10 protein-coding genes are annotated in these 12005 nt (G+C 55.6%); 4 read left to right on the top strand and 6 right to left on the bottom strand.

Going from position 1 to position 12005, the window contains the following annotated elements; genetic code table 11:
* Window positions 1-136 precede the first annotated feature (136 nt).
* The 3 genes from ACA049_RS17525 (at window position 137) to ACA049_RS17515 (ending at window position 4477) form a co-directional block, all read left to right on the top strand.
* On the top strand, window positions 137-1093 hold the full coding sequence (locus ACA049_RS17525; protein ID WP_172791235.1) for a fumarylacetoacetate hydrolase family protein: 957 nt from the start codon (window positions 137-139) through the stop codon (window positions 1091-1093).
* Window positions 1093-2991: an acyl-CoA synthetase gene (locus ACA049_RS17520; RefSeq protein WP_497328534.1), complete on the top strand. Its 1899-nt coding sequence runs from the start codon at window positions 1093-1095 to the stop codon at window positions 2989-2991. The genes ACA049_RS17525 and ACA049_RS17520 overlap by 1 nt, the downstream gene beginning before the upstream one ends.
* Before the next feature lie 166 nt (window positions 2992-3157).
* The gene (locus ACA049_RS17515; RefSeq protein ID WP_497328533.1) at window positions 3158-4477 is read left to right on the top strand and encodes an outer membrane protein transport protein; all 1320 of its coding nucleotides are present in this window, start codon (window positions 3158-3160) and stop codon (window positions 4475-4477) included.
* 656 nt (window positions 4478-5133) lie between these two features.
* Here ACA049_RS17515 and ACA049_RS17510 read toward each other — a convergent pair.
* The 5 genes from ACA049_RS17510 to ACA049_RS17490 form a co-directional block, all read right to left on the bottom strand.
* Window positions 5134-6426, bottom strand: a complete 1293-nt coding sequence (locus ACA049_RS17510) for an MFS transporter (RefSeq protein WP_497328532.1) — start codon at window positions 6424-6426, stop codon at window positions 5134-5136.
* 408 nt (window positions 6427-6834) lie between these two features.
* Window positions 6835-7581 (bottom strand): SDR family NAD(P)-dependent oxidoreductase, encoded by a 747-nt coding sequence (locus ACA049_RS17505; protein WP_348131819.1) that lies wholly within the window; start codon window positions 7579-7581, stop codon window positions 6835-6837.
* A gap of 48 nt (window positions 7582-7629) precedes the next feature.
* Complete coding sequence (locus tag ACA049_RS17500; protein ID WP_092280701.1) at window positions 7630-8379, bottom strand: SDR family NAD(P)-dependent oxidoreductase; 750 nt, start codon at window positions 8377-8379, stop codon at window positions 7630-7632.
* A gap of 147 nt (window positions 8380-8526) precedes the next feature.
* Window positions 8527-9534, bottom strand: coding sequence for an alpha/beta fold hydrolase (locus ACA049_RS17495; protein WP_497328531.1), 1008 nt, complete (start codon window positions 9532-9534; stop codon window positions 8527-8529).
* A gap of 251 nt (window positions 9535-9785) precedes the next feature.
* A complete protein-coding gene (locus ACA049_RS17490) occupies window positions 9786-10667 on the bottom strand; it encodes an NmrA family NAD(P)-binding protein (RefSeq protein ID WP_497328530.1) in 882 nt (293 codons plus the stop codon).
* A gap of 105 nt (window positions 10668-10772) precedes the next feature.
* On the opposite strand from ACA049_RS17490, the gene ACA049_RS17485 reads away from it, so the two are divergent.
* Window positions 10773-11348, top strand: a complete 576-nt coding sequence (locus tag ACA049_RS17485; protein ID WP_348127072.1) for a TetR/AcrR family transcriptional regulator — start codon at window positions 10773-10775, stop codon at window positions 11346-11348.
* On the opposite strand, the gene ACA049_RS17480 is transcribed toward ACA049_RS17485, so the two are convergent.
* Window positions 11345-11938: a TetR/AcrR family transcriptional regulator gene (locus tag ACA049_RS17480; protein ID WP_348127069.1), complete on the bottom strand. Its 594-nt coding sequence runs from the start codon at window positions 11936-11938 to the stop codon at window positions 11345-11347. The genes ACA049_RS17485 and ACA049_RS17480 overlap by 4 nt on opposite strands.
* Between the last annotated feature and the right edge of the window lie 67 nt (window positions 11939-12005).

The raw sequence follows: 12005 nt of genomic DNA, 5'->3' as shown, positions 1-12005 counted from the left end.
GCGGGACGTGCTTAAAGCCGGCGCTTTGATTGCTGGCAGTGCGTGGGTCTACACCGTTGCCAGCCCATCTTCAGAACAACACCACAGTTCCCACGCCACCGAACGCGGGACAAACGCCGCTCCAGGAGTACCTTCAATGTCTGCTGTACACGTAGTCCGCTTTGAATTTGAGAACGGTATCCACTGGGGCGTGCTTCGCCAGGGCCGTATCACGGTCATCCCCGGTGTGTTTGAAACCACCGGTGACTTCCTTCGCCAGAACAGTATCGATGACCTCGCTCAACTGAAAGGTACAGAGCTTGCGGAGGGCGAAGTAAAACTGCTGTCGCCGGTGACCCGCAACCAGCAGTTTGTCTGCCAGGGTGCCAATTACCGTCAGCACATGATCGAGTCGGGCATGGACCCGGATGCGAAGAAATTCAACATGATCTTCACCAAGGCGACGAGTTGCCTGGTGGCGGCTGACAGCGACTTGATCAAGCCGCGCCACGTGCGCTTCCTTGACTACGAGATCGAACTGGGCCTTGTGATGAAGCGCTCGATCACTGGCGCTGTTGCTGTCACCGACGCCAATCTGCATGAGTTCATCGCCGGCGTCGTCATCGTCAATGACTACTCGGCGCGCGACATTCAGATTCCCCAGATGCAGTTCTACAAGGGCAAGAGCTACCGCACTTTCGGCCCGGTCGGCCCGTATCTCTGCCTTCTGGATGCCAAGGACATGCATTACCTCAAGGCACTGCAGCTGAAGCTGACGGTCAACGACCAGGTGCGACAGAACGACAGCACGGCCAACCTGGTTTACGGTCCCGCTGAAACCCTGACCGAACTCTCCGCCTTGCAAGATCTCGACGTTGGAGACCTGATCGCCACCGGTACTCCTGCGGGCTGTGCTCTAACGATTCCTTCGCCTGGCAAAATGCGCATTGCAGCCCTTTTGCCAGAAGCCACCAAGTGGAAGCTATTCCTCAAGGCGCAAGAGGGCCGGACGCAGTACCTCAAGGCAGGTGATGTGGTCGAGGCGCGCATTCGCAGCGCCGATGGCGTGATCGACCTCGGCGTGCAACGCAATCGAGTCGTGGGGGAAGCCTGATGGTTGTGCAGACCCTGAATGACATTGAAAGTCTCGAACGAGTCCCCTTGTCGGGGCGTGGCCTGGCTTGCAGCACTTATGAAGCGCTGCGTCAGGCGGCCGAGCGCACCCCCCAGGTACCGGCGCTGAGTTTCTTCGCCGATGCCGCCGATTTCAAGCGCACCTGCGAGTGGAACTACTCCCAGCTCTTTGGGGATATTACCCGCGCGGCGAATGCCTTCGATGACCTGGGCATAAAACCGGGCGAGGTGATTGCCTTCATCCTGCCAAACCTGCCGGAAACCCACTTCACTATATGGGGCGGGGAGGCGGCGGGGATCGTCATGGCGATCAATCCTCTGCTTGAGGCCAAGCAGATGGCTGGCTTGCTGAGTGCCGCGAAGGCATCCGTGATGGTGACACTCGCGCCGACGCCAGGCAGCGATCTGTGGCCCAAACTGGTTTCGCAGCTGGATCAGTTACCCACGGTCAGGTCTGTCGTCTGGGTCAGCATGGAACCCTATGTCTCCGAATCTGTGCGTGGGGCTCTGAAGGCCGCGGCACTGAAGGAGCGAGACTTACACAGCGGTATCGCGATCCACGATTGGCGATCGCTGATGAGTACTCAGCCGCATACACACCTGAAGAGTGGTCGGCAAATTCGTCAGGATGAATGCTCCTCTTATATCTGTACTGGCGGCACCACCGGACTCCCCAAGATCGCCGCGCGTACCCATGGCTCTGAAGTATTCAATGCATGGGCCGTGGCCGCTCACTTGCAGCCAAGCAGTGGTGGCCAGGTTATCTTTTGTGGCCTGCCGCTGTTTCACGTCAATGGCCAGCTGGTGACTGGACTGATGCCTTGGACTCAAGGCGACCATGTGATCCTCGGGACGCCCCAGGGGTATCGTGGCGAGGGGGTGATCCCACGATTCTGGGAGATGGTCGAGCACTTCGGTATCAACCTCTTTTCCGGCGTGCCTACTGTCTATTCCGCACTTCTGCAAAATGAATGGCAGGGTCGCGACCTGTCCAGTCTTCGCTTTGCCATGTGTGGCGCCGCCCCCATGCCGGCTGAGCTTTTCCGGGAGTTCGAGAGCCGTACCGGGGTGAAAATCCTTGAAGGTTACGGCCTCACTGAGGGGGCCTGCGTCTCATCAATCAATCCACCCCATGGCGAGCGCCATATCGGCTCCATCGGAATACGGATCGCCTACCAGAATATGCGCGCGATCTTGCTCAACGATTCCGGAGAGTACCTGCGCGACGCCAACGTGGATGAAATCGGCCTCATCACGATCAGCGGTCCAAACCTCTTTGAGGGTTATCTGGAGGAGCGTCATAACCAGGGCCTCTGGATCGATATCGACGGTCAGCGCTGGCTGAATACGGGCGACTTGGGTCGCCAGGATGCGCAGGGCTATTTCTGGCTGACCGGGCGCAAGAAAGAGTTGATCATCCGCGGTGGCCACAACATCGATCCCAAGCAAATCGAGGAGGCACTTCAAACGCATCCCGCCGTCGCTCTGGCCGCTGCTATCGGCAGTCCCGATGCCTACTCGGGCGAGGTGCCGGTCGCCTACGTTCAACTACGCCCCGGGCAGGCGTGCAATGCCGAAGAACTTGAGGCGTTCGCTCATCTCAATATCAGCGAGCGGGCAGCCGTTCCCAAGCGCATTGAAATCCTCGAAGCACTGCCACTGACCGCCGTGGGCAAGATATTCAAGCCCGCTTTGCAGCAGCGGGAAATTGCCAAAGTAGTCCAGCAGGAAGTGGAACGTCTGGGGCTTTCGGATATTGCTGTTGACGTCGTGCAGGACAATCGTCGTGGGCAGGTTGCCTGCGTCAGGGCCGGAACGGGCCAGGAAGTTCTGGCTCCGCTCTTGGGCCGTTATAGCTTTCAAGTCGAGTGGATTTAATTGAGTTCCTGATTCGCAATCTGTAAGTCCGGCAGTCATGCCCTGGCGCTATTTAGCCAGGGTGTTTTACACAACATTGATCCACTCCAACCGGCACTGAAAAGTGCACGGAAAGGCGAAGCCTTGCCTGGTGCAATCAACAAAAACAATAAACATGAGGTGGAAAATGAAACTGAATAGCCGTGTGATCCCGAGTGTTTCTACTCAGCGTAAGTGTGCAGTCTGGATTGAATTCAGCAGTGCCATCGCACTACTCAGCGCCTCTACCATTGCAAGCGCCAATGGAATTGCGTTAAACGAACAAAGTGCAAGCAGTGCGGGAACTGCCTATGCGGGAAGGTCTTCTTCCGCGCTGGACGCCAGCACCATCTTTGGAAATCCCGCAGGCTTGACCAAGTTGAAACGCAGTGAGATTTCCGGCGGGGCCGCGGTCGTCTCAGTGCGCGATGACATCAGTGATGCGCAGAGCAGTGCCTCAGGAACGAATAAAGGGGACTCTGTACCGCTGGGAGTTGTGCCCTTTGCTTATATGTCGACGCCACTTGATGATCGTTTTTCGATTGGACTGGGTCTCTATGCTCCGAGTGGTCTGATCAATGATTACGAGAGCTCTTTTCAGGGGCGCTACCATGGCTCCTATAGCACGACCAAGGAAATAACCCTTCAACCCACCATTGCCTATCGGATCAATGATTACGTGTCCATTGGTGGCGGTCCGACCATAAACCGTTTTAATGCAAAGCTTCAAAATTACCTGGCCACCGGCGCCCTGAACAACGGCGAGGACACACTGGTCACCATCAAAGGCGATGACACGGCACTTGGCTACAACGTAGGCATCCTGGTTGACTTTACTGAGGCAACCAGTTGGGGGATTAACTATCACTCGAAGGTGGACTATGAACTCGAAGGGCATACTGAAGTTTCTGGCTCCCCGAGCGTCATCCCGCTGGACGGAAAGTATGACAACAAGATAGACCTCACAATGCCAGAATCCTTGGATACGTCTATCACGCATCATTTCAATAGTCGCTGGACGGGATACCTGGGAACCACCTGGAAACGTTGGAGCCGGATCAAGAAGGTCGAGGCCGTCAACAGCGGTCTTTCTCCCGTGGGGCAGGCGGCTGGCATGGGAACGGTGATCGAAGAAATGAATTGGCGTGACACCTGGAGCACCGCCGTTGGCGCCTCTTATCAATTGAACCAGCAATGGCTGCTGCGCGCAGGCTACGCCTATGATCCGTCGCCCATCAGGAATGCCGATCGCAGCGTGCGCATACCGGTTGGGAATCGCCAGGCCGTGACCTTGGGTGGCGCTTATTCGCCGAGTTCCGATCTGACGATAGACTTTGCTTACGGTTATCTCTGGGATTCCAAAGTCTCGGTAAAGCAACCGGACAACTCCGGTCTTCAACCGCAATACAGCGCCAATTACAACAATAGCGCGAATGGGTTTTCTGTGCAGGCAACCTATCGGTACTAATCGATTTGTTCCAGAGGATTTCCACTACGAACTGATTGAGTAGTTTTTTCAGCGCCCATAATTGAACCTGCTGTTGGGGCTTTTTACAGCGGGCGGACGCTACGCGTTCCACGGCGTTAGTAGCCATGCCCAATCGAGGCGCTTTACCAAGCTCCTTGCTGTCGGTGCACTCTCCACAAGGGGGGCTCTGCTTTATCTCTGCGCCTGTCTGAAGGTCGCCGCTATCCGTGGCGATTGGGAAGACCCCCGAACTCGCGTTTCGCGGGTTCGGGACGGCGCCACCGGACTGCAGCCCTCGAACGAAGCTATCCATTTGCCATCACCGTGTCCACCGTCCACTTTTGGCCGTTTTCTGCCCGTCGAGAGAGGCAGAAAACGACCCATAGGGGTCGTCTTGAAAACCTCTGAGGTTCTGCGCCAGTGCAGTTGTATCAAGCAGCGCCATTGCAGCCGGCTTCCTCATTCAGACTTGTCCACTATTCGCAGTCTGTATTCAGATCGACAGTTGCGTGGATCTGACACCTAAAGGCGCATAAATCACGTCAAAGAACATCGTGACCTTCGGCTCGCAGAACGCAGTTGGGTCGTGTGGCACGGTGGTTTTCCAGCTCAACGAAAATGACATTCGCTGCGCTGGCTGCGTTCACTAGCAAATCTTAAGCGGTAGCGAACTCAGATTTAGGCTTCTTCTGCCTGATGGTCAGGATGATCGCCGCAGCAAACAAGCACAGTACACCCGCTGTGAAAAACGCTGGCAGGTAGCTAAGAAGATTTACTCGGGACCACCCAGCTCCGTAAGCAGCTACCGCAGCACCAATTTGATGGCCTGCGAAGACCCATCCAAACACCAAGCCAGCACGCTCTGGCCCGAACTTGTTGACGGCGAGGCGTACTGTAGGTGGGACTGTTGCGATCCAGTCGAGTCCGTAGAACATCGCGAAGACCGACAACCCGAAGATCGTGAAGTCTGAATACGGTAGTGCAATCAGCGAAAGCCCGCGCAGTCCGTAGTACCAAAACAGCAGGTGCCGGCTGTCGTAACGGTCTGAGAGCCATCCCGAAAGAACGGTGCCGATCAGGTCGAACACGCCCATGGCGGCAAGCAGACCCGAAGCTTGAATCTGATTAATACCGAAGTCGCCGCACAATGGAATCAGGTGCACCTGAACCAAGCCAGCGGTACTCGCGCCACAGATAAAAAAGGTGGCGAACAAAATCCAGAACACACGCGTCTTGGATGCATCGCGCAGCGTATGCAGAGTCGCCATAAACACTGACTCACCACTTGCGACTGGCGCAACGATTGGATCAGTGCTCGTGTTGCCGTAAGGGCGCAGACCTAGATCGCTCGGGCGGTCACGCATGAACATGAGTACTGCGAACGCAGCCAAGGCAAGCATCGCAGAGAGTACAACGAGCGCCCAACGCCAGCCATGATGTTCGGTGATGCTTGCGAGCAGCGGCATGAAAACAAGCTGGCCTGTGGCGTTACTCGCGGTCAATACACCGATCACAAGACCTCTGCGGTGTTCAAACCAGCGGGACGCTACCACTGCACCCAGTACAAGGGCTGTCATGCCGGCGCCTACGCCAACACCCACTCCCCATAATGCAACTAACTGCCAGACCTTCGTCATATTGAGCGACACAAGGAGGGAGGTCATTATTAAGGTGATTGCTGCGACCGTGACATTGCGCGGCCCGTATTTGCTCATCAATGCAGCGGCGAATGGAGCCGTCAGACCAAATAAGACAAATCGGATCGAAAGTGCTGACGAGATCTCCGTAGTGTTCCAGCCGAATTCCATCTGCATTGGTACGATGAAGATGCCAGGCGCACCTACCGCTGCGGCACTTACCAAGGCAGCCAAAAATGTCACGGCGACCATGGCCCAGGCATAGTGGGATCCTCGTCGGGTGAGGAGATTGGAGAGCCATTCTGAAAGCATAGGTACCTCTGAATTTTGCCACCTAGAGATTAGAAAAAGGACAGTCAGGTGGCTTGATTAGCCATCCGCCGCTCCGTTGCGTTTGCGACCAAGTTCTTCTCACTGCATTGGCACGTGCAGGATCAAAATTTATTCAAAGCAACCCCGATAATGGTCTGTCGCGGCGCGTTATTGCCGAGAGGCTTTTTTAAAGGCGCAAGCAGTCCGCATTTGGGATTTAGTAACTTGTGCGAAAGCCGGGGCAATTTTCCGTCGGACTTACGAGGAAAATGAGGCAGTCCATAAAATCTTAGGAACTGAGAGACAGCTTGGCCGGAAGCAGCCGCCGATGAAGCGGCGCCTCCAAGCCTTCTACTGTTCTAAATTAGATATTTGCCTAGCGCACAATGGGGATTGGCCGATAGCACTCTAGATCTGGGTGAAGCCGCCATCCACGAACATTTCCGAGCCCGTGGTGAAGCTACTGTCGTCGGAAAGTAGGAAAACGGCTGCTTTGGCGATTTCTTCAGAACGGGCCATTCGACCTAGTGGAATGGTCGATGCAATCCGGGTCTTGATCTGAGCGGTCTGCTCGGCTCCTCCCGGTGAATCGAATGCGGGAGTATCGGTGGGGCCAGGACTAATCGCGTTAACACGGATGTTACGAGACTTGAGGTCATTGGCCCACGACCGTGCAAATGATCGAACCGCCGCCTTCGAAGCTCCGTAGATGCTTCGACCTGGGTTGCCTTTTGACCCAGCAACGGATGCCATCAGCAGAACGGAAGCGCCGTCCGACAACAACGGTAAAGCGCCCTGTACGGTAAACAAAGTGCCGCGCACGTTCACGTCAAAAACACGATTGTATTGCTCGATGTCTATCGCACCCAACGGCGCGCTGGCTTGAGCTGCCGCATTGGCAAACACCATGTCGAGCCGGCCTTTCTCTTCGGTGATGAGTTTAAACAACCGATCCACGTCATCAAGATTACTCGTGTCGCCCTGGACCCCTGTCACATTGCTACCGATCGAACGTACAGCTTCATCCAGATTAGCCTGACGACGACCCGTGATGAATACGTGCGCGCCTTCTTCGACCAGCAAGCGTGCTGTCGCCAAACCAATTCCAGAGGTGCCACCGGTGACGAGTGCAATTTTCCCTTCAAGTTTTTTCATGCTGTATTCCCCAGTAATTTCAGCCGAGCCATCCGCGTGCTGCGGCGACTAGATGTTGTAGCCGCCGTCGGCATCGATGATCGTGCCAGTGATGTAGGACGCGGCAGGGCTGGCTAGAAAGAGAATGGGTGCAACGACTTCTTCCAGTCGGCCAAATCGCGGGAAACACAAGCGCTCTACCAAAGGCGCCAAAGCGTCCCGCAGATGCGCGTTGAGGTCGGTTTTCATAAACCCAGCGTGTACCACGTTGACGGTAATGTTGCGCTCGGCCAGGTCACGGGCGACCCCTCTGGAATAGCCATCGATGGCTGCACGCAATGCCGCGAGATCGGCGATACCCGACATGCCAGGTCGGTTGCCCAGGTTAGAACCGATCATCACGATTCGGCCCTGATCGCTGAGTACTTTGGACGCCGCACGCACAGTGGCCATGAACCCCGAAAGCGTAACGGCCCAGAAGCGATCGAATGCTTCGGCGTCGCGGGCGGGATCATCGACTCTACCCAACTGATCGATGGAGGCGTTGTTGATGAGGATATCGATACGGCCGAACTTGGCCATTACTCGATCAATGAGCGATTGCGCGGCGTCGACGTCCGCCTGATCCGCTTGAAATGCTTCGCCTCGCACGCCTTGAGCGGTGACGTACTCGATCACGTTGAGTGCCTGCTCTTCGGCGAACACGTAACTGATGGCTACGTCTGCGCCTTGCTCGGCGAGGGCCTTGGCGGTCGCTGCGCCTAAGCCGCGCGACCCGCCAGTTACCAAGGCGACTTTGCCGGTAAATAATTTTGTCATGCTGAATCCCGTAATGGCTGAAGACATTCGTTGATGAGTCTTGAGCCAAAAGTAACCGGGAGAAGGGCGGGCGATAATTGCCCGAGCCACGATAAAACCTATCGATAGGCGGAATAAATCAGCATGACATGAACACTGCCGGTCAGGTCAGGCCAGCATGTGCTCGGCAACCTCGTCAGGCAGATCGAACTGCGGCCAATGTTCTGCATCGAGTGTCGTCAGCGTCGCGTGGGGGCAATGGGCGGCGATATCTTTAGCGACGGCAGTGTTGAGGTACTTGTCCAGACCACCCCAGATCAGTTTGACCGGCTTATTGAATTTAGCCAGTTCAGGAAGGCGCCGGTCATTTGCCGCAAGGTTTGCGTACGCATTCCCGGTCATGGCCAGGAAGGCGGGCATTGCACTCGGCTGCTGGGTGAAGTTGTGCGCAATGATAGGTTGCAACACCGTTTCGAAGCGCGTCCTCATTGCCGGCGTCATGTTGGCCAACAGTAGGCCCTGCTGAAAATTGAAGAGGTAAGCTGCTTGCTTAGGGTCCGTCATCATCGCGTGGGCCAAAAGCTTGGTTTTCGGATTGCAGCACAGTTCAATGAAGTCGGGAAAGGCCAATACGGAGGCGTTTGCGTAATAACAGTTGAGCAGTACGAGAGAGGCAACGCGGTCTTGATTGTCCAATGCGAAGTTAACCGCTGCCGGACCCCCCGCGTCGTGCCCAACCGGGATGACTGAATTCAATTTTAGATCATTGACTACAGCGTTGAAGTCAGCCAATTGCTGTTCAAAGTCATACCGGAAGTCTGTCGGTTTGTCGGACGCACCGAAGCCAAGAAAATCGAAAGCAATAACGCGACGGCCAGCGGCGCTCAGACGTGGGGCCAGATCTTCGTAGATACGACAGTTATCGGGAAAGCCGTGCAGCAGGACAAATGCAGGTTCTTTGCCGGGATAGTCACGAACGTAGATTCGGTGACCGTCCTTCAACACGATCTTTTCAGTGAAGCCTGTTGCTGGTTTGGGATGACTCGCGGTTGCCGTTGACTCAGCAGTGGCAGCCCAGGCAGAGCCCTGGTTGATTGTTGCCATCCCTGCGGCGAGAAGCATCGAGTGCTTTAGCACATCGCGACGCGACAGCTCACTGCGATTGAGGCTATTCATTTTTATTCCCCGTTCTGGTCCTGTGCAGTTGAATCACGTAGGTCTGGATTTCCGTTCTTTGGACTTCCAGCAGCACTTTGCGAATTGCTCAGAAACGGATGACGAGCAATAGCATTCATGATTTATTGAAGGTGGTCACTATGAATGTGTCAAGGCGACACGTCGTCATCGGAGAGGGGCTCGCGCTCAACATCATCAGGCGCGAAGAGTGACGGTGAACCTGTGCATGACACAGGCTCACCTCACCTGGTTTATGCGTTGAAAAGATCTTTATGAAGAGTGACAAACTCTTGCACGGTCATTGGCGCTTGTCCGGTGACTTCTCGAATGATCTTGTCTTCGCCTTCGAACACACCATGCTGGTAATCCAACGCGACTTCGACCAGATGTTGAACGACGAATGGAGGTAAGCCGGCTTCAAGCAGTTCGTGTTTGTATTCTTCGAGGCTGATTTGCTGATAGGTGATCTTGCGCCCAAGCACCTCGCCGATAGCGTCCGCGACACCTTGCTGGTTCAGCTCGACGGGACCGTGCAGCGTGTAGGTTTGGCCTGCATGTCGTTTCGGATTTTCAAGAATGGCAGCAATCAGGCGGGCCTGATCCTCAGCCGCGATGGGGGCGTGGCGGCCTTCCCCGAACGGCAGGCGGATCTCGCCTTTTTCCAGAATGTGCGAGCGGAAATGGGGATAGATCAGCCATTGCGCGAAGTAGGTGGGGCGAAGGTGGGTCATTGCCAGTCCTGACCAATCAAAGACGCGCTCCGCCGTCCAGTGATCAAGCGCCGCATTGCTCTTGGCTTCGCGTCTCGCGGAAATCTGCGACATGTTGACGACGGCTTCGACGCCGGCTTCCTTCGCTGCTTGGGCGAAACGAGCAGTCGCATCAATCAAGCCTGGGGTAATTGGGTATACGAAGTACGCGGTGCGAACACCTTCAAGTGCGCTGCGCACGGCGTTCAAATCCAGCAGATCACCCAGCACCACTTCGGCACCCATTGCACGAAGCTCTGCCGAACGTTCATCTTCCTTGTGCACCAGGGCCCTGACCGGTACACCTTTAGAAGTGAGGATTTCAACAGTTCTACGACCGGTGTACCCAGTAGCGCCTGTTACGAGAATGGTAGCTTGCGTCATGTTGGTAGCCTCAATTTATGGTGCGAAAGGTTAAATATTACGCTCGTCATAAATATAGATGTTAAGTAACATCTAAGTCAAACACCATTGATCAGGATTTTTGGCATGCGCAAATCACGGCAGGAAACCAGCGAGACCCGGCAACGAATCGTTGATGCTGCCAGCGTCGAGTTTCGCAAGAACGGTATTGGCGGGACGGGCCTCTCGGGGCTTATGGCGGCTGCGGGCTTAACGCATGGCGGTTTTTATCGTCACTTCGAATCCAAAGATCAGGTGCTGGCTGAGGCCTGCGGCGTGGCGGTCGATACACTGGTATCGGAGTTGGAGGGCGTAGCGAACGTCGGGGGATTCAATGGGGCAGTGAGTCATTACCTTTCAACCGACCATCGGGACTCGCTGGAAAAAAGCTGCCCTTATGCAGCACTTGGGAGTGAGCTGGTCCGGAGCAACGAACAGGTAAAGGAGATCGCTACCCAAGGTCTGGAAAGGGTCATTGAATTGTTGGCCGCCCAGTCTGAACCCGGAAAAAGCGAGTCCGCGCGTGCTCATGCACTCGCCGCAATGTGCACGATGATGGGAGCGCTCACCTTGTCGCGAATGGCCTCGCACCCAGCGCTTTCAGCTGAAATTCTGGAGACTGCTGTGAGCCATCTGACTCAATCCGAACGGCTAGAGGCTTAAGAGACTCCTGTGTTGGCGACAGCCTTCAGATTCGCACGGGTTGCCGCAATGATTTCCTCGGCCAGCTGAGGATTTGTGGTTTTGGTCGCCCGCGCCATAGCCACACTGCCGACCATGCTGCACATGAAAAACAACGCTTCGCGACGTGCGGTTTCATCGGCGAAATCTCCGGCGAGCACTTCCTGGAGGATGGCGACCATGTCCTCGAAACCGTGAGTGAAGGTGTTCTTGACGGCGTCGTCCTGACTTTTGATTTCGCAGGTGTACGCGGCCATCGGACAGCCCTCAGCGACGGCCTCGACGTGCTCGGGGGACACATAGGCGTCAATTAGCGTTTCCAAGTCATTCGCAGCCGGCCCCATCATGGCACGCCATGAGTCGCGACCGTTGGCCATTGCTTTCCGGCAAGCAGCTTCGACCAACAGGCTCTTAGATTTAAAATGTCCGTAAAAACCACCTTGGGTCAGTCCCGCCTCTTCGCTGATTTGCGCGACGCCAGTGGCGGCGAAGCCCTGCGTCTGGAATAGGCTGGAAGCCGCAGCAATGAGCGCTTCACGGTTGTAAGCGTTTTGTTCTTTTGAAACCTTCACGCATCACTCCTGAACTACACTGATCCATTTATTGTGATCGCCTTCAATAGAATGGATACTTTTGCGG

This window comes from Pseudomonas sp. LBUM1662 (assembly GCF_059695915.1).
Note: the sequence above shows the minus strand (reverse complement) of the source record. Positions and strands in the feature narration are given on the sequence as shown.